At 71.1% G+C, this 17437-nt stretch carries 14 protein-coding genes and 2 pseudogenes; 10 read left to right on the forward strand and 6 right to left on the reverse strand.

Features of this window, described 5'->3' with window-relative positions; genetic code table 11:
* The first annotated feature begins 67 nt into the window (after positions 1–67).
* Positions 68–2278, forward strand: coding sequence for an alpha-L-rhamnosidase C-terminal domain-containing protein (locus D0D28_RS20885; RefSeq protein ID WP_240323286.1), 2211 nt, complete (start codon positions 68–70; stop codon positions 2276–2278).
* A gap of 67 nt (positions 2279–2345) precedes the next feature.
* On the opposite strand, the gene eno is transcribed toward D0D28_RS20885, so the two are convergent.
* Genes eno through D0D28_RS20905 form a run of 4 tightly spaced genes read right to left on the reverse strand, consistent with a single transcriptional unit; the run spans position 2346 to position 6518 of the window.
* Entirely contained in the window at positions 2346–3665 is a 1320-nt protein-coding gene (gene eno, locus D0D28_RS20890) for a phosphopyruvate hydratase (RefSeq protein WP_116111697.1), read from the reverse strand.
* Positions 3662–4606 (reverse strand): phosphotransferase family protein, encoded by a 945-nt coding sequence (locus D0D28_RS20895; protein WP_094005514.1) that lies wholly within the window; start codon positions 4604–4606, stop codon positions 3662–3664. Before D0D28_RS20895 ends, eno begins: the two co-directional genes overlap by 4 nt.
* A complete protein-coding gene (locus tag D0D28_RS20900) occupies positions 4603–5577 on the reverse strand; it encodes a C-terminal binding protein (protein ID WP_158224428.1) in 975 nt (324 codons plus the stop codon). The genes D0D28_RS20895 and D0D28_RS20900 overlap by 4 nt, the downstream gene beginning before the upstream one ends.
* Positions 5574–6518: a fumarylacetoacetate hydrolase family protein gene (locus D0D28_RS20905; protein ID WP_094005516.1), complete on the reverse strand. Its 945-nt coding sequence runs from the start codon at positions 6516–6518 to the stop codon at positions 5574–5576. Before D0D28_RS20905 ends, D0D28_RS20900 begins: the two co-directional genes overlap by 4 nt.
* A gap of 145 nt (positions 6519–6663) precedes the next feature.
* On the opposite strand from D0D28_RS20905, the gene D0D28_RS20910 reads away from it, so the two are divergent.
* From D0D28_RS20910 to D0D28_RS20940, 7 genes are all read left to right on the forward strand, one after another.
* On the forward strand, positions 6664–7569 hold the full coding sequence (locus tag D0D28_RS20910) for a LysR family transcriptional regulator (RefSeq protein ID WP_094005517.1): 906 nt from the start codon (positions 6664–6666) through the stop codon (positions 7567–7569).
* Positions 7570–7641: 72 nt separating this feature from the next.
* Complete coding sequence (locus D0D28_RS20915; RefSeq protein ID WP_116111698.1) at positions 7642–8607, forward strand: fumarylacetoacetate hydrolase family protein; 966 nt, start codon at positions 7642–7644, stop codon at positions 8605–8607.
* The gene (locus D0D28_RS20920) at positions 8604–9617 is read left to right on the forward strand and encodes an amidohydrolase family protein (RefSeq protein ID WP_116111699.1); all 1014 of its coding nucleotides are present in this window, start codon (positions 8604–8606) and stop codon (positions 9615–9617) included. The genes D0D28_RS20915 and D0D28_RS20920 overlap by 4 nt, the downstream gene beginning before the upstream one ends.
* 11 nt (positions 9618–9628) lie before the next feature.
* Positions 9629–10513: an MBL fold metallo-hydrolase gene (locus D0D28_RS20925; protein ID WP_094005520.1), complete on the forward strand. Its 885-nt coding sequence runs from the start codon at positions 9629–9631 to the stop codon at positions 10511–10513.
* Positions 10514–10544: 31 nt separating this feature from the next.
* Complete coding sequence (locus D0D28_RS20930) at positions 10545–11576, forward strand: VOC family protein (RefSeq protein WP_158224429.1); 1032 nt, start codon at positions 10545–10547, stop codon at positions 11574–11576.
* Positions 11573–12703, forward strand: coding sequence for an FAD-dependent monooxygenase (locus D0D28_RS20935; protein ID WP_094005522.1), 1131 nt, complete (start codon positions 11573–11575; stop codon positions 12701–12703). The genes D0D28_RS20930 and D0D28_RS20935 overlap by 4 nt, the downstream gene beginning before the upstream one ends.
* 48 nt (positions 12704–12751) lie before the next feature.
* Complete coding sequence (locus tag D0D28_RS20940) at positions 12752–13957, forward strand: FAD-dependent oxidoreductase (RefSeq protein ID WP_094005523.1); 1206 nt, start codon at positions 12752–12754, stop codon at positions 13955–13957.
* 27 nt (positions 13958–13984) lie between these two features.
* On the opposite strand, the gene D0D28_RS20945 is transcribed toward D0D28_RS20940, so the two are convergent.
* Positions 13985–14935: an MFS transporter gene (locus D0D28_RS20945; RefSeq protein ID WP_233157265.1), complete on the reverse strand. Its 951-nt coding sequence runs from the start codon at positions 14933–14935 to the stop codon at positions 13985–13987.
* Positions 14936–14982: 47 nt separating this feature from the next.
* Positions 14983–15297, reverse strand: a complete 315-nt coding sequence (locus D0D28_RS36905; protein WP_233157266.1) for an MFS transporter — start codon at positions 15295–15297, stop codon at positions 14983–14985.
* 196 nt (positions 15298–15493) lie between these two features.
* Here D0D28_RS36905 and D0D28_RS20950 point away from each other — a divergent pair.
* Both D0D28_RS20950 and D0D28_RS20955 read left to right on the forward strand, forming a co-directional pair.
* Positions 15494–16667 (forward strand): annotated as a pseudogene (locus D0D28_RS20950) (thiolase family protein).
* A pseudogene (locus tag D0D28_RS20955) lies at positions 16667–17412 on the forward strand (SDR family oxidoreductase). Before D0D28_RS20950 ends, D0D28_RS20955 begins: the two co-directional pseudogenes overlap by 1 nt.
* Positions 17413–17437 lie beyond the last annotated feature (25 nt).

The following is a 17437-nucleotide window of genomic DNA, read 5'->3' on the forward strand; positions in this document are numbered from 1 at the left end:
GAGGGAGAGAGGTAGGTCGGAGTTGAAACGATTTACTCCTAGATCCGCGCGAAGTGTGGCCGTTGGCGTGCTGACGGTCGCGACCATGGTCACCGCCACCGTGCCCGCTGCCGGTGCTCCGGTGCCGGACACAGTCTTCCAGTCGGCGTCCGCCAAGTGGCAGCAATACGTCCTGGGGCCGTCGTCCCCGCAGGTGCGTCCGGTCGCCGCCCAAGAGCGTGGGGACGTGCGCCACCCCCGGACCCTGGTCTCGGGGCACGGGCCCGCGACGACCCTGACCACCGCGGCCGAGGGCACCCCGGCGTCGGTCCTGCTCGACTTCGGTCGCGAGGTCGGCGGCGTGCCCAATCTCGACATCACCGCTGTCACCGGCAGCCCCACGATCACGATCGTGACGTCCGAGGCGCGCCAGTACATCCGGACACCCGCGTCGACCACGGTCGCGGCGGCCGTCCCGGCGGGAACGACCCGGGTGCCGCTGGCCTCGGCCGCCAACCTGGAGGCCGGGAACACCATCACCTTCGGCACCGGCGCGGACGCCGTCACGCGGACGATCACCGGTTTCGACCCCGCCGCCAAGACCGTCGACCTGGATTCCGGCCTGCCCCGCGACCTGGCGGCGGGCACCCCGGTGACGACTTCGCCCGGGGCGCCGAGCTCGGACGAGTCGCGGGGCCTGGCCGGTGTCGGTGGTCCGGACACCCTGCAGCCGACCGGGCCAGGCCGTCTCAACGGCGGCTTCCACGGCGGGTTCCGGTTCGCGCTGGTCACCGTGAGCTCGCCGGGCAGCGTGTCGTTGTCCTCGGCCGGGGTCGACTTCCAGGCCTACCGCGCCACCCCCGCCGACTACCGGGGCTGGTTCCTCTCCAGCGACGACCAGCTCAACCGGATGTGGTACTCCGGCGCGTACACGCTGCAGATGAACCTCAAGGCGCCCGGGCTCAACGGGCTGGCCGACGCCCGGATCTACGACGGCGCCAAGCGCGACCGCAGCATCTGGACCGGTGACCTGCTGGTGCAGGGGCCGACGGCGATCAGCACCCTCGGCGACGTCGGGGCGGACTACCTGCGCTCGTCGCTGGACGTGCTGCTGGCCAAGCAGCGCGCGGACGGGGCGTTCCCCGGCTCGCCGGACTTCGCCAAGCGCACCTCGCCCGAGGGCTCGCCGCTGTTCTACTCCAACAACTACTCGGGCTACGGTGCGCGGGCGTTCATCGACTACTACCGCTACACCGGCGACAAGGCCTACATCACCAGCGTCCTGCCGGCGCTGCGGCGGGAACTGGCTTACAACGACAGCTTCCGCACCGCCGACAACCTCGTGGTGTCCAACGACCGCGATTACTGGCAGGCCACCCAGACCGGCGAAGTGACCAAGTACAGCATCGACTACTACATCCTGCTGCGGGAGATGGCGTGGCTGGAGCGTGCCGTGGGGTCGGCCTCGGCCGCCGAGGGCTACGACGCCACGGCGGACGCCATCAAGACCGCCGTGATGACGAAGCTGTGGAACCCGCAGCTCGGCGCGTACCCGCAGAGCAGCACCAACCCCGGCGTGCTCGTCGGCGACGCCAACGCGCTGGCGCTGCAGTACGGGTTCGTGCCGGCCGGTCAGGAAGGGCGGGTGCTGGCCGCGATCAGGACACTGTGGACTCCCTACGGCGCGATCATGGGGCCGGGCCTGAAGGACCCGACCGGGCACACGATCGAACCGTTCGCCAACGGCATGGAGACCGCGGGCCGCTTCGCGGTCGGTGACACCGGGGGAGCGCTGGAGTTGATGCGCCGCACCTGGGGGCCGATGGTCGATCCGGCGAACCTGCTCTACACCGGGGCGTTCTGGGAGTTCAAGAACAGCGACGGCGGGGTCAACCGCGCCACAGCCAGCCTCGCCCACGGCTGGGCCGCCTCGCCGACCGTGCAGCTGACCGAGCAGGTCCTCGGCGTGGCACCGGTCGGGCCCGGCTACCAGAGCTGGCGGATCCAGCCGCGTCCGGCCGAGCTGAAGTGGAGCGCCGGCAGCGTGCCGACCGCGTTCGGTGACATCGAGGTCAGCTGGAGCTCCGAGCAGAAGGCGGGCCGGTTCGCCTTGACCGCGCGCACGCCGGCGGGCACCAGCGGCGTGATCGCGGTGCCGGTGACCCGCGGGGCGGACGTGTCGGTCAACGGCCGCACGGTATGGCGGGACGGCCGCGGCACGGCCTTGGGCGCGACCGAGTCCGGCGGGTACGTGCTGCTGACCGTGCCCGGCGGCGAGTACCGCGTCGCGGTGCGGTAACCCTTGCCTGGTGGCACCCCGGTCTGGCCGGGGTGCCACCAGCGCTGTGCGAACTCAACGACGCTCGTCAGGTGCGTCGTGCACCGTCAAGTGTGGTACGGGCGCTCGCGCGAAGCGCGGTGGCGCCGGCGTAGTCGGCGTCCTCGCCCAGTTCGGTTTCCAGGCGTAACAGGCGGTTCCACTTGGCGGTGCGTTCGGATCGGGTGATGGAGCCGACCTTGATCTGGCCGGTGCGCCAGCCCACGGCGAGGTCGGCCAGCCAGTTGTCCTCGGTTTCGCCGGAGCGTGCGGACAGCACGGTGGTGTAGCCGTTGTCCTGGGCGTGGCGGACGACGGCGCGGGCGGCGGTGAGTGTGCCGGTCTGGTTGGGCTTCACCAGCACGGCGTTGGCGACCTGGCCACGCACGCCGCGGTCGAGGCGGGCGAGATCGGTGACGAACAGGTCGTCGCCGAGGAGTTGGCGGCCGGCCAGGCGCTGGGTGGCGTCGCGCCAGCCCGTCCAGTCGTCCTCCGCGAGAGCGTCCTCGATGGACACGATGGGATAGTGGTCGCACCAGCCGGCCAGCTCATCGATCAACTCGTGGGCGGTGAGGTCGCGGTCCTCGGCGGCGAGCCGGTAGCGGTCGCCGGTGAAGAACTGGGTGGCGGCGACATCGATGGCGATCCCGATGTCGTCGCCGGGGCGCAGCCGGGCGCGTTCGATCCCGGCGGTCAGCAGGTCCAGCGCGGCCCGGTTGGTCGGCAGGACCGGACCGAGCCCGCCTTCGTCGGCCACGAGCGCGGGTGACGTGCCGCGAGCGGTGAGGACGTCGGCGGTGGCGGCCCGCACCCGCGAGCACCATTCGAGGGCTTCGGCGAACGAGCGCGCGCCGACGGGCACGGCGAGGAAGTCCTGGACGTCGATCGCGCGGCCGGCGTGGGCGCCGCCGGAGATGATGTTAACCATGGGCAGCGGCAGCAGGGGAGTGGCGTCGTCGTCGGCGACGGCGCGGTAGAGGGGCAGGCCGCCCGCGTCGGCCGCGGCGAGTGCGGTGGCGACCGAGACGGCGAGGATGGCGTTCGCGCCGAGCCGGCCGAGGTCGGTGGTGCCGTCCGCGCTGCGCAGCGCCTGGTCCACGCTGCTCTGGGCGGTGGCGTCCAGACCGCGTACGGCGCCGAAGAGCTCCCCGGACACGGCGCTGACCGCTCCGCGAACGCCCTGACCGCCGTACCGGATTCCGCCGTCGCGCAGCTCGCGGGCCTCGTGGCGACCGGTGGACGCACCGGAGGGGACGGTGGTCTCCCCACGTGCCCCGCCTTCCAGGCGCACCTCGCAGCCGACCGTCGGCTTGCCGCGGGAGTCGAGGGCCTCCCACGCCCGCACGGCGCTGATGGCGGTGTCACTCACGTCAGGTCCTTCCAGATGTCGGTCACCACGTCGGGCGGGTCGAGCAGGAGACGGCGGCCGAGCGCCCGCGCGCGATCCCGGGCTGTGGGCGCCAGGTAGTCCACGGGACTGGTGCCGTCGACCCGGCTGAGCACGAGGCAGCCGGTCTGGCGGATCAGCTGGTTCTCGTCGAGGGGCACTTCGAGCGCGTCCAGGAACTCGTGCGCGGCCGCGGCGCAGGCGGGGGCGGCCGTGGGCCGGTGCAGTGATTTGAGCAGCAGGTGGCCGACCGTCCAGGCGGGATCGAAGGTGGGGTCGCCGGCGTGGGCGACCTCCCAGTCGATGACCCACAGCTGGTGGCCATCGGGATCGACGAGCACGTTCTTCGGTGTGTAATCGCCGTGCACCAGGCAGGTCGTGGTCTCGGCCATCACCGACAGGGTGGTGTCGATCGGCCCGGCGAGGTCGGGGTGGCGGCGCCGGATGGCGCGGTGGAACGGGTCGACCCGCAGCTGGGTGAAGACGGTCCGGTCGGCGAAGTCGTGCAGCACGCCCGGCATCGCGGCTGTCTCCCGTTGCCAGCGGCCGAGCAGGTGCCCCAGCTCTCCGGCGACGGACGGTCGGACGGTGCCGGCGAGCAGTTCATCCTTCCAGGTGTGCCAGGTGCGGGGAGCGCGGCTGATGACCAGGTAGCCGTCGTCGAGGTCGAGCACGCGGGGGACCGCGCCGGGGGTGATGCGCCCGGCCAGCCGCAGGGCGCGGCCTTCGGTGGTGATGCGCGCGGGGTCGGCGGTCCAGGTCTGTGCGACCCGCAGCCGTCGCAGCGCGCGTTTGACGACGACGTCGACGCCGGGGCCGGTGGCGGCGAAGACGTCGTTGGACACCCCGCCGGTCAGGGGCCGCACGTCGAGGGTTTCGGTGCGGGTGGCGAGGCCGCGCCGCACCAGGTGTTCGGCGATCATCGCATCCTCAGGGCCGTGCTGGACAGGACTTCGGGGTTGACCACCGTGGCTGGGACGAGTCCGGTCAGGACGTCGGCGACGTTGGTGGCGGCGGTTCGGGCCAGGTCGGCCAGTGAGCCGTCGGAGTTGAACGCGACGTGCGGGGTGAGGACCACGTCGTCGCGGGTCCGGAGTGGATGGTGGGGCGGGAGGGGCTCGGGGTCGGTGACGTCCAGCGCGGCGGCGGCGATGACCCGGTCGCGCAACGCGGACACCAGGGCGTCGGTGTCGACGAGCGAGCCGCGTGCGGTGTTGACCAGCCACGCGGTGGGTTTCATCTTCGCCAGTTCGGCGGCGCCGATCATGCCTCGCGTCTGTGGGGTGGCCGGTACGTGCAGCGACACGATGTCGCTGGCGGCCAGCAGTTCCTCCAGCGACGCGGCCGGTTCGGTTCCCGGCACTGCTCGGTCGGTCCGGCTCCAGGTCAGGACCTGCAGGCCGACGGCCAGTGCCCGGGGGACGAGTGCGCGTCCGATGGTGCCGAGCCCAACGAGGCCGAGAACCTTGCCGCGCAGCCGGCTCGGCGTGCCGGTGCCGGTGACGTCCCAGCCGCCGTGGCCCAGCAGCCGGGTGTGCGGCACGAGCCGCCGCGCGAGGGCGAGGATGAGCAGCAGTGTGTGGTCGGCGACTTCGTCGGAGCAGTAGTCGGGCACGTTGCTGACCACCATGCCCAGCTCGGTGGCACGGGCGACGTCGATGTTGTCCACGCCGACGCCGTAACGGGCCACGGTGAGACAGCGCCGGGCCGCGTCGAGCACGTCGGCGGGGATCTTCGCGAAGCAGGTCAGGATCGCGTCCGCGCCGGTGGCCAGGCGGGCGATCTCCGCGGGATCGCCGCTTGCGTCGACGACCTCGGCGCCGGTCGCGGCGACGATCTGCGACTCGAGGTCGAGGGACGGCCACGGGTGGTCGGTGACGAGGACGCGCTTCACGGGCGCCGCCAGGGCAGGATCTCGTGGCGCGGCGGTCCCGGCACCACCCGGTTCCGCGTCCCGCCCAGCAGTTCCACGCTGGTCGTCACGACATCGCCGGGGCGCAGTGGTGGGAGGTGGTCGCGCCCGTGCCGGCCCCACAGCTCGGCCAGGCACCCGCCCTGGCAGGTTCCCGAGCCGAGCAGGTCGCCGGGGCGGATCCAGGTGCCCCGCGAGGCGTAGGTAGCCAGCGCGGCGAAGCTCCAGGCCATGTTGTCCAGCCGGTCCTGCCCGATCAGCTCGCCGTTGACCCGGACCTCCATCGCCAGGTCGTAGGAGGGTCCGGACCGCCGGTCCGCCAGCTCGTCGGCCGTCACGAACACGGCGCCGAGCGCGGTCGCGGTGTCCTTGCCCTTGGCCGGTCCCAGCCGCATCCGCATCTCGTGGAACTGCACGTCGCGGGCGGAGAAGTCGTTGAGGACGACGAACCCGGCGAGATGGTCCGCGGCGTCCTCGACGCCGAGGTCCCGGCCGGCAGCGCCGACCACCGCCGCGACTTCCAGTTCGAAGTCGAACAGCGCGCATCCGGGTGGGATTTCCACGTCGTCGTGCGGGCCGACGGTGGCGTAGGGGTTGGAGAAGTAGAACGCCGGGATTTCCCAGAACTCCGCCGGAATTTCGGCATCGGGGTCGAGCATCTTGACCACCCCCGCGGTGTGCTCGGGGAAGGTGGAGAAGTCGCGAACGGTCGGTGGGTCCAGCGGCGCCATCAGGTCCGCGCCAGCCCAGGGGGTGACACGCCTCCGGGTGCGCAGCGCGACCTCGCCCGCGGACCGCAGCCTGCCGTCGTGGGCCAGGAGTGCGGGCAGGTCGGGTTCGGTGTCCAGATCGATCAGGGCGTCCTCATCGTCGAGCACGGCGAGTCTGGGGCCCTGATCCGTCCGGTGCCGGGCGAATCTCATCACGCCTCCTTCGCGGATCTGCCGCGATGCTAGGGACGCCACCGGATCCGGCGGAAATGCAGAGCGTGGTTGGCAGGTATCGGCCCGGTGAATGGATCGTCGTTAGGATCGGTCGCGTGGCGACGGCGCAGGGAGGGTGACGCGAGTGAACCTGGGACAGGTGGACCTCAACCTCCTGGTGGTCCTCGACGCGCTGTTGCGCGAGCAGAACGTCACCCGTGCCGCCGAGCGTTTGCACATGTCGCAGCCGGCCACCAGTACCGCGCTGGCGCGGTTGCGCAAGGTGCTGGGGGACCCGTTGCTCGTCAAGCACGGGCGGTACCTGCAGCTGACCCCGCGGGCCGAGGCGCTGGTCGACCCGGTTCGCGACGTGCTGGCCACCATCGAGCAGAGCATCGTGAAGCCACCGGGGTTCGATCCGGCGCACGACCGCCGGACCTTCGGCGTGATCGCCAGCGACTACGTCGGCATGATGCTGATCCGGCCGCTGCTGGGCCGCATCGGCGGCCTCGCGCCGAACCTGAGCCTGGAACTGGCGCAGATCTCAGGTCACTTCCTGCGGCTGCTCGAACGCGACGAGATCGACCTGGCGATCCTGCCGGAGTCGCTGGCCGAGGGGGAGCGCCTCGGCGACTGCGCGAGCGTGCCGGTCCTGGCCGACCGGTTCGTGGGCGCGGTCTGGCGGGGACATCCCCTGGCGGGAGGGTCGCTGCCGGCGGCGGCGCTGGCCGAACACCCCTACCTCGCCTTCGCGCCACCTGACGGGTTCAGCCTGATCGAGGAGGATCTCGACAAGGCCGGGATCTCCCGCCGGGTGGAGGCCACGGCGATCAGCTTCGTCACGATGCCGTTCCTGCTCGCCGGCACCGGTCTGGTGACGATCATCCCGGAACGGCTCGGGCGCCAGGTCGCCGATGCCGCCGGGATCGTCCTGCTCGAGCCGGAGTTCGAGATCCGTGCGGTGCGGGAGTCGGCGTACTGGCACTCCCGCCGCAACAGCGACCCCGGGCACCGGTGGCTGCGGGAGCAACTGGTCGCCGTCGTCGGATAGCTGGTATCCACGCAAGGTATTTCCGCCCGGCCGCTCCTCGTCGTTAGCGTCGCTGTCCATGAGGCAGACGCGATGAAGCGATGGGTCAACGGGTACGCGCTCGGCACCTTCTCCGATGGCGTGGACACCTTCGCCGGGCTCGTGTCCGGGGACCGGGTGCGGCGCCTGGACACCGAGGAGTGGGCCAAGGAGAACGCCACCGTCCGGGGACTGCTGGAGGACTGGGCGCGCGTACGTCCCCGGCTGGCGGAACTCGCCCGGCCGCCGGGCGGGGTCCCCCTCGACGCGCTGACGGTGCTGGCGCCGGTGGAGCCGTGGCAGATCATCCAGGCAGGCGCCAACTACCGCGCCCACGTGGCCGAGATCGTCGTGTCCGGCCGCGACCCGGGCGACACCCGGAGCGAGGAGGAGCTGCGCCGGGACGCCGAGGAGATGATGGACGCCAAGGTGCGTACCGGCAGCCCGTTCTTCTTCACCGGCCTGCCGGCCGCGATCTGCGGGCCGGACGACGACGTGCTCCTGCCCGCCGAGTCCCGGCAGGTCGACTGGGAGGTCGAGCTCGCGGTCGTCATCGGCGCCACCGCGCGCCGCGTGCCGCGCGAGCGGGCGATGGACCACGTGGCCGGGTACACCGTCGTCAACGACATCAGCGCGCGGGACCTGCAGTTCCCGGCGGAGCACCGGCCACTGGGCGGGGACTGGCTACGCGCCAAGAACCGCCCCACGTTCCTGCCGCTGGGGCCGTTCATCGTGCCGGCCGATCTCGTGCCGGACTACCGTCGCCTGGAGCTGACGCTGGACCTCAACGGCGAGCGCAAGCAGGCCGACGTCGCCGCGAACCTGCTGTTCGACGTGGCGGCGTTGATCGTGGCCGCCTCGGCGGCGACGACGTTGTACCCCGGCGATCTGCTGCTCACCGGAAGCCCGGCGGGCAACGGTGGCGCGTGGCAGCGCTGGCTGCGGCCGGGTGATGTCCTGGAGGCGGCCATCTCGGGCATCGGAGCCCAGCACAATCGCTGCGTTGAGGAGCCACGATGAGCCGCGTCGTGGATGTGCACGCCCACGTCCTCGTCAGTGCGGCGGAAGCGCTGCTCGCGAATGAACCCGGACTGGCAGCCGAACGGGCCGCCGACGCCGGAGGCGCGGATGCCGCGTCGGCCGCCGTCAACCGCGATCAGATGACGCGGCTGTTGCCCGCCCTGACCGATCCGGCCGCGCGCCTCGCCGCCATGGACGACGCCGGCGTCGACGTGCAGTTGGTGAGCCCGATGCCGCTGCACCACTACTGGGCCGGCCGCGACCTGGCAGTGAAGTTCAGCGCGCTCACCAACGAGGGGGTGCTCGAGCACTGCGCCGCCGCGCCCGACCGGCTGGTCGGGCTGGGCACGGTGCCGTTGCAGCATCCGGACCTCGCAGTGGAGGTGCTGGACCGGGCCGTGGCCGACGGCCTGCGCGGGGTGGAGGTCTCGACGCACGTGGCCGGCCGGGAACTGTCCGATGAGTCGCTGGCGGCCTTCTGGGCACGCGCGGAAGCGCTGGGAGCGGTCGTGTTCGTACACCCTTGGGGATGCACCCTCGGCGAGCGCCTGGCCACCGCGTACCTGTCCAACATCGTCGGGCAACCGGCCGAAACCACGATCGCGTTGTCCCGCATCGTCTTCTCGGGACTGCTGGACCGCCATCCCCGGTTGAAGATCCTCGCCGCCCACGGCGGCGGCTACCTGCCGGGCTACCTGGGCCGCGGCGACCACGCTTGGCGAGTCCGCCCGGAGTCGCGCACCTGCGCGCACCAGCCGAGCAGCTACCTGCGCCGCATGTGGTTCGACGCGCTCGTCTACACCCCGGACACGCTGCGCGCGCTGGTCACCGCCGTCGGGCCGGACCGCGTCCTGCTCGGCACCGACTACCCGTTCGACATGGGGATCACCGACCCGCTGGACCGGCTCACGCACGCCTGCCTGCCGCCCAAGGCCGCCGAGGCGATCCGGTCCGGCAACGCTCGCGCTCTCCTGGGGTCGCTCCCGGGGACCCAGGAGGTGCCGACGTGAGCGGCGGTCACATGGAGGAGATCTCGGACGGGATCTACGCCTTCGTCCAGCCCGATGGCAGCTGGATGATCAACAACACCGGATTTGTGGTCGGCCGCTCCGGAGTGGTCGCCATCGACGCCTGCGCGACCGAGCGCCGCACCCGCGCCGCGCTCGCCGCCATCGCCGGGCTGACCGACGCTCCGGTCCGGACACTGGTCAACACCCACCACCATCCCGATCACACGGCGGGCAACGGCCTGTTCCCCACCGCCACGATCGTCGCCCACGAGCAGGCCCGGCCCGAGATGCGGGTGCTGGGCCTGCCCGCGAACGACGGAATCTGGTCCGATGTGGACTACGGCGACCTGGAACTCGCGCTGCCGCAGCTGACCTTCACCGACCGGATCACGCTGTGGGCCGACGAGTTGCGGTGCGAGGTGATACATCCGGGCCGGACCGCGCACACCACCAACGACGTGGTCGTGTGGATCCCGGACCGGTCGGTGCTGTTCGCCGGCGACCTGCTGTTCAACGGCGGCACCCCGTTCGCGCTGTCCGGGTCGGTGCGCGGCACCATCGCCGTGCTCGAGGAGTTCGTGGCCCCGCTCGGCGCGCGCAGGATCGTGCCCGGCCACGGACCGGTCTGCGGTCCCGAGGTGATCGCCGAAGTCGTGGCCTACCTGCGTTTCGTGCTCGACGTCGCCGCGGAGGGACAGGCAGCCGGCCTGTCCCCGCTGGACCTGGCCCGGCAGACGGATCTGGGGCGCTTCGCGTCCTGGACCGACGCCGAACGCATCGTCGGCAACCTGCACCGCGCCTACGCCGAGGACACCGGCGGCGCGGTCGACTTCCACGCCGCGCTGCGGGCCATGGTCGCCTACAACGGCGGCCGGCCGCTGCGCTGCCGCGCTTGACCCCACCCCATCCATGAGCCGAGGAGGGCCCATGTCCGAAATCCTGTTGTCCCAGCTCGCGCACGTCGAGCTGATCAGTCCCAAGCCCGACGAGACGGTCCAGTGGATGAAGGAGGTCTTCGGCCTGGAGGAGACCACCCGCGAGGGCCAGTCGGTGTACCTGCGCGGCTGGGCGGAGTGGCTGCACTCCAGCCTCATCGTCACCGAGGGCCGCGAACCGGGCGTCGGCCGCATAGGGTGGCGCACCTACGGACCGGGTGACCCGGAGATCGTCGCCCAGCGCCTGGGCGGTACCGAGGAGGCCGTCGGCTGGGTCGACGACTGGACCGGTCACGGTGCCACCTACCAGTACCGCGCCCCGCACGGCCGGCAGTTGCACGAGGTGTTCTGGGAGGTCGACCGCTACCAGGCCCCGCCCGAGGAGCGCGACCCGGCCATCCCCAACCGGCCGCAGCGCTACTCCGGCCGTGGCATCGGCGCCCGCTACCTCGACCACGTCACCATGCCGACGGCGAACATGCGCGGGGACATCGAGTTCTACAAGCAGCTCGGCGCGCGCCACACCGCGCAGACCGAGGCCGAACCCGGGTTCTCCGTGTTCTCCACGCTGACCTGCAACGGCATCCGCTCGACCCACGACATGGCGCTCGTGCCCGATTTCAGCGGGGTGACCGGTCGCGCCCACCACATCGCCTTCCGCGTCGACCAGCGGCTCGACGTCGAACGCGCCGCGGAGGTCTTCCTGGCCAACGGCACCCCGATCGAGTTCGGCCCCGGCATCCACGGCATCGACGAGATCACCTACCTCTACGTGCGGGAGCCCGGCGGGTTCCGGATGGAGATCAACTCCGGTGGTTGGGTGAACACGATGCCCGACTGGGAGGCCACCACCTACCAGGCCGCGCGCGGTAACCCTGGGGCGAGCATCTACCGCAACGTCACGCCCCCGCCCGGCTTCCACGAGGCCTGGCCCGCCGCGGACGAAACGGCCGCCGCGCAGGAGAAGGAGGCCATGGCGCAGCGCCGCGAGTTCTTCGGTGCGGTGGAGACGAGCCGGCGATGAGCGCGATCGGCCGGGTCTTGGTGGTGGGGGCCGGTATCGGCGGGCTGTCGGCGTCGATCGCGCTGCGCCGCCACGGGGTCGAGGTCGACCTCATCGAGCGCAACCCGGCGTGGGACGTCTACGGCGTCGGGATCATCCAGCCGGGCAACGCGCTGCGGGCACTGGCCGAACTCGGCGTGGCCGAGGAGTGCGTCGCCCTGGGGCACCCCATCCTCGGTCAGCGCAGCTGGCTCGCCGACGGCGTGACCCCGTTGCACGACGACGCGTTCCCGGCGCTGCTGCCTGGGCTTCCCCCGGCGAACGGCATCACCCGGACCCGGTTCCACTCGATCCTCGTGCACGCGGTGCGCGAGTCGGGGGCGGAGGTCCGGACCGGTGTCGTCGTGACCGCTCTGCGGCAGCGGGAATCCGGCGTCGACGTGGAGTTCAGCGACGGGCACGAACGGTCCTACGACCTCCTCGTCGGCGCCGACGGGCTCTACTCGCAGATCCGCGACATGGTGTTCGGCACGCAATACCAGGCGAAGTTCACCGGCGAGGTGGGCTGGCGGATCAACCTGCCGCGCATCCCGGAACTCGACCGGCTGTCGATCTATCGCGGGTCGGCGGGATCGGCCGGGTTCTGCCCCCTAGGGCCGGACCTGATGTACATGCTGACCATCGAGAAGGCGCCCGCCGGGCGACCGGTCCGGCTGCCGCGGGAGGGGCTTGCCAGGGTGTACCGGGAGCGCCTGGCCGAGTACGGCGGCCCGATCGCCGAGCACCGCGAGCTGGTGACCAACGACGCGGACGTGGTGTACCGGCCGATCGACACGGTCCTGGTGCCGCCGCCCTGGTACCGCGGGCGGGTCCTGTTGATCGGCGACGCCGCGCACGGCACGTCCCCGCAGTGCGGGCAGGGTGGCGCGCAAGCCATCGAAGACGGCGTGGTCCTGGCCGAGGAAGTGGCCAGGGACATCCCCGCCGAGCAGGTTCTCGCCAACTTCATGGCCCGGCGGTTCGAGCGGTGCCGGACCATCGTGCAGGGCTCGGAGCAGATCGGCCGATGGGAGCAGGACCACTCGCTGGACATCGATCCCGACGCCGTTGCCTTCGAGGTGACGATGGCGGCGATGGCACCGCTGTAGCTGCGCCCACCGTCGTGGGTGGCGAGGAAACTCAACGAGGAGAAACACATGCCAAACCCGGTTGTCATCGTTGGCTGCGGACCCGCCGGCATGGCGAGCGCGCTCGCACTGAGCAAGGTCGGCATCGACGTCCGGCTGTACGAGCGCTACCCCGAGGCGCGTCCCGCGGGCAACATCCTGAACCTGTGGCCCCCGCCCATTCGCGCGCTGGCCGAGATGGGCGTGGACGTGGAAGACCTCGGCGCACCGTGCCGCAGCTCGTTCCGCAACGCCTACACCGGGCACGTGCGAGCCGAGGTGCGGCTGCCGCAGGACGTGCTCGCCGAGTACCACGGCGGGTTCATCGGCCTGCTCAGGCCCGTTCTCTTCGAACGGATGCTGGCCGCCATGCCGGACGGCGTCGTCCAGCCGAACCGGACGGTGACAGCGCTGCGCGACCACGGCGACGGCGTCGCGGTGACCTTCGCCGACGGCGAGGTGATCGAGACGCCCGTGTTGATCGGCGCCGACGGCATCGACTCGGTTGTCCGCAAGGCCTTGTGGGGCGACTCGCCCAAACGGCAACACCGGCTGCATGCGATCGGTGGCTTCACCTACGAGCTCCCGCCGACCGCCACCCCCGGCGAGAACCCGATCATGCACGGCAACTGGGTCCAGGGCAGCTACTCCTCGATCCGCGACTGCGGCCGCGATGGATACCAGTGGTGGATCGTCGAAGCCGCCGACCCCGACGCTCCGGCGCCCACCGACCTGCTCGCCCACGCGAAAACCATCACGGCCGAATTCCCCGCGTCCCTGCGCGACATCATCGCCGCGACGCCGCCCGGCAACCTGCAGCGCTGGATCATCCGCGACCGCAAGCCGCTCAAGCAGTGGTCGAAGGGCCGCATCACCCTCGCCGGCGACGCGGCACACCCGACCTCGCCCTACGCCGCCTACGGCGCCGGCATGGCCATCACCGACGCCTACGTCCTCGCCAAGAAGCTCAAGCACGTGGATCTCGGCGACACCGCGGCCGTCCGCGCTGCGCTCCTCGCCTACGAGCGGGGGCGCATCCGGCACACGACAGCCCAGGTCCAGCAGGCCTACGTGCTCGGGCAGGTGTTCCACCACATCCCCAGGGCACTCCGCCCCGTCCGCGATTTCGTGCTCGACCGGACACCGCTGCTGCAGAAGCAGGTGGGTGAACGCAGCCCGCGGGAGATCGTTCACCAGCTCACCGAGATGGGGTCCGAGTCGCTCGCGGAGGTGTGAGGAAGCCGGCGAGGAGCGTCCAAGCGTTCAGCGGGCGGGGCGGTAGCGGTCCTTCGTGGTCGCCACGGCGACGAGGCTGAGCACTCCGGCCGCGATGATGTACCCGCCGACCGCCCACAGTGAGCCGGTGCCTTCGAGCAGCGCGGAGGCGATCAGCGGGGCGAACCCGCCACCGACGACGGCGCCGAGCTGGTAGCCCGTCCAGGCGCCGGAGTAGCGGACACCGGTGCTGAACATCTCGCTGTAGAACGCCGCCATCGGACCGTACATGGCGCCCAGCGCCAGACCGGGGATCAGGAGCCCGATCAGGGTCGGCACGGTCTGCAGCGTCTCCAGCAGTGTCACGAACGGGATCACGGAGGCGATGCTCAGGACCGTCGCGGCGATGATGACCTTTTTCCGGCCGATCCGGTCAGACAGTGCGGCGAACAGGGGAATGCTGACGACGGTCACCGCGCTGGAGAGCAGGACGAGGATGAGGATCTCCGACTTGCTCATACCCCGGCCGGTCGTGTACGAGATCGAAAAGACGATCAGGATGTAGTAGTAGACCTGGATGAGCAGGATCATCCCGCCGGCCTGCAGGATTTCCTTGGGGTGCGTGCGCAGCGCGACGAGGAGCGGCGAGCGTCGCTTCTCCGGCGCACTCGTTTTCGCCGTCTGTTCCTCCTGGAGGCGCTGGAAATCGGCGGTCTCGGTGACTCGCAGCTGGATGATCAGGCCCGCGGCGATGACCACGGCGCTCAACAGGAACGGGATCCGCCAGCCCCACGAGGCGAACGCGGCCGGCGAGACCAGGTTGGCGACCACGAGGAACACCACATTGGACACGATCACCGCGAGCGAGGGACCGATGTGGGCGAAGCTGCCGTAGAAACCCCGGCGGTGGGCGGGCGCGCTCTCGGTCACCAGCAGGATGGCACCGCCGTACTGGCCACCGACCGCGACGCCCTGCAGCACCCGCAGGAGCACCAGCAACAGCGGTGAGGCGATCCCTATCGTCGCGTAGCCCGGCAGGAGCCCGATCAGGAACGTCGAGATCCCATCAGCATCATGGCGATCACCAGGAGGCGCTTCCGTCCGAGCCGGTCTCCGAAGTGGCCGAAGAGCAGACCGCCGACGGGCCGGAAGATGAACCCGACTCCGAAGGTCGCCATGGCGGCAAGGGTGCCGGCCGCGGCCCCGATGCCGGAGAAGAAGTGCGGCCCGAAGACCAGTGCGGCGGCGGTGCCGTAGATGTAGAAGTCGTACCACTCGAGAGTGCTGGCGGTGAGTGCCGCCGCGGCTACCTTGCGTACTTGCCGTCTCTCGACTCCGGTGCTGGTCGCTGCTGTGGACATGTCCGCCCTTTCGGTCCCGTGGTCTCGGTGGGGTGGGTAGACCATGCATCGGGGACGGACCGGGGGAATGTCGCATTTCGGGACAGTGCACTCGGTCTTGTAGCACCTTGCGACAACTCACGGGCTTCGTCTTCTCCTACGGTCAGGGCCACGGGAGAGCCCCTCACCGACCCTGACGAACGGGAGCAGTCGCCATATGAGGTCAGCAGTGATCGTCGACGTCGTGCGTACGGCGTCGGGCAAAGGCAAGCCCGGGGGCGCGTTGTCGAGCGCACCCCGTCAGCCTCCTCGCCGACACCCTGCGCGCGTTGCTCGCGCGCACGGACGTGGACCCGGCGAGCATCGACGACGTGATCGCGGGCTGCGTGTCCCAGGCGGGGGACCAGGCGCTGAACATCGCGCGAAACGCCGTCCTCGCGGCGGGGATTCCGGAGTCGGTCCCCGGCACGACCGTGGACCGGCAGTGTGGATCGAGCCAGCAGGCCGTGCACTTCGCGGCGCAGGGCGTGATGGCCGGGGCGTACGACATCGTCCTGGCGTGCGGTGTCGAGTCGATGAGCCGGGTGCCGATGGGGTACAGCTCGGTGGACCAGCACCCGACCGCGCCGCTCGCCGCCCGCTACCCCGAGGGCCTGATCGGGCAGGGCGTCTCGGCCGAGCTGATCTCGGCGAAGTGGAAGTTCGACCGGGAGACGCTCGACGCCTACTCGGCGCGGTCCCACCAGCGCGCGGCGCAGGTCACCGCTGAGGGCGGGTTCGCCCAGGAGATCGTGCCGATCGAGGTTGACGGCGGTGTGCACGACACCGACCAGACCCTGCGGGCGTCGACCACGGTGGAGAGCCTGGCCGGGCTGAAGCCGTCCTTCGTCGACGAGGAGCTGGGGCGGCGGTTCCCGGAGATCGAATGGCGCATCACGCCGGGCAACTCCTCCCCGCTGACCGACGCGGCCTCGGCCGTGCTGATCATGAGCGAGGAGCGCGCCGACCAGCTCGGGCTGCGGCCGCGTGCGCGGTTCCACGAATTCGCCGTGGCGGGAAGCGACCCGCTGTTCATGCTCACCGGGGTCATCCCCGCCACGCACAAGGTGCTGGCGCGGGCGGGGATGTCGATCGAGGACATCGATGCCTACGAGGTCAACGAAGCTTTTGCGCCGGTGCCGCTGGCCTGGCAGCACGAGCTGCAGGCGGATCCGGAGAAGCTCAACCCGCGCGGCGGGGCCATCGCACTCGGGCACGCGCTCGGCGCCTCGGGTGTCCGCCTGCTGGCCACGCTGGTCAACCACCTCGAGGCGACCGGTGGCCGCTACGGGTTGCAGACGATGTGCGAGGGCGGCGGGATGGCCAACGCGACGATCATCGAGAGGCTCTGATGGGTACGGGGAAGATCAACGCGGACTTCACCGGGGCCAGCGTCCTGGTGACCGGCGGCGCCCAGGGGATCGGCTTCGAGATCGCTCGTTACTTCGCCACCGCCGGTGCGAAGGTCTCGGTCCTCGACCGCGATTCGGCGCAGCTGAAGGCGGCCTGGGACGGCGTGGACAACGTGCGGCAGGCCGCCGTGGACGTCGCCGATGCCGACGCGGTCGTCGACGCCGTCGCCGGGATCGTGGACTGGGCGGGCGGGGTCGATGTCGCCGTGAACAACGCGGGCATCACGCGGGACGCCGCGTCTGGAAGCTGTCCGCCGAGCAGTGGCAGGCGGTGCTCGACGTGCACCTGGGCGGCACCTTCGCGGTCACTCGGGCGGTGATCCCGCACATGCGTGCCGCCGGTGCCGGCCGGATCATCAACGTGACCTCCTACACCGGCATGCACGGCAACGTCGGGCAGGCCAACTACGCGGCCGCCAAGGGCGGGATCATCGCCTTCACCAAGACGGTCGCCAAGGAGGTCGCGCGCTTCGGCATCACCGTCAACGCGATCTCGCCGAACGCGTCCACGTCGATGGTCGCGGCGATCCCGCCCGAGCGCCTCGCCGAGATGACGGCGTCGGTGCCGCTCGGCCGGTTCGCCGAACCGGCCGAGATGGCTCCGGCCGTGGCGTTCCTGGCTTCGGAGCAGGCTTCCTACGTGACAGGCGTCGTCCTGCCGGTCGATGGAGGGGTGGCGATGTGACACGGCTGAACCCCTCCGCAGCCGC

This window comes from Amycolatopsis ruanii (assembly GCF_003385175.1).
In the GTDB taxonomy this organism is placed as follows: Bacteria; Actinomycetota; Actinomycetes; order Mycobacteriales; family Pseudonocardiaceae; genus Amycolatopsis_E; species Amycolatopsis_E thermalba.

Bases quoted from the DNA above. Each gene is read 5' to 3' on its own strand.
- D0D28_RS20895 (WP_094005514.1), bottom strand. From the start codon at position 4,606: ATGATCGCCGAACACCTGGTGCGGCGCGGCCTCGCCACCCGCACCGAA.
- D0D28_RS20905 (WP_094005516.1), bottom strand. From the start codon at position 6,518: ATGAGATTCGCCCGGCACCGGACGGATCAGGGCCCCAGACTCGCCGTG.
- D0D28_RS20915 (WP_116111698.1), top strand. From the start codon at position 7,642: ATGAAGCGATGGGTCAACGGGTACGCGCTCGGCACCTTCTCCGATGGC.
- D0D28_RS20920 (WP_116111699.1), top strand. From the start codon at position 8,604: ATGAGCCGCGTCGTGGATGTGCACGCCCACGTCCTCGTCAGTGCGGCG.
- D0D28_RS20925 (WP_094005520.1), top strand. From the start codon at position 9,629: ATGGAGGAGATCTCGGACGGGATCTACGCCTTCGTCCAGCCCGATGGC.
- D0D28_RS20930 (WP_158224429.1), top strand. From the start codon at position 10,545: ATGTCCGAAATCCTGTTGTCCCAGCTCGCGCACGTCGAGCTGATCAGT.
- D0D28_RS20935 (WP_094005522.1), top strand. From the start codon at position 11,573: ATGAGCGCGATCGGCCGGGTCTTGGTGGTGGGGGCCGGTATCGGCGGG.
- D0D28_RS20940 (WP_094005523.1), top strand. From the start codon at position 12,752: ATGCCAAACCCGGTTGTCATCGTTGGCTGCGGACCCGCCGGCATGGCG.
- D0D28_RS36905 (WP_233157266.1), bottom strand. From the start codon at position 15,297: ATGTCCACAGCAGCGACCAGCACCGGAGTCGAGAGACGGCAAGTACGC.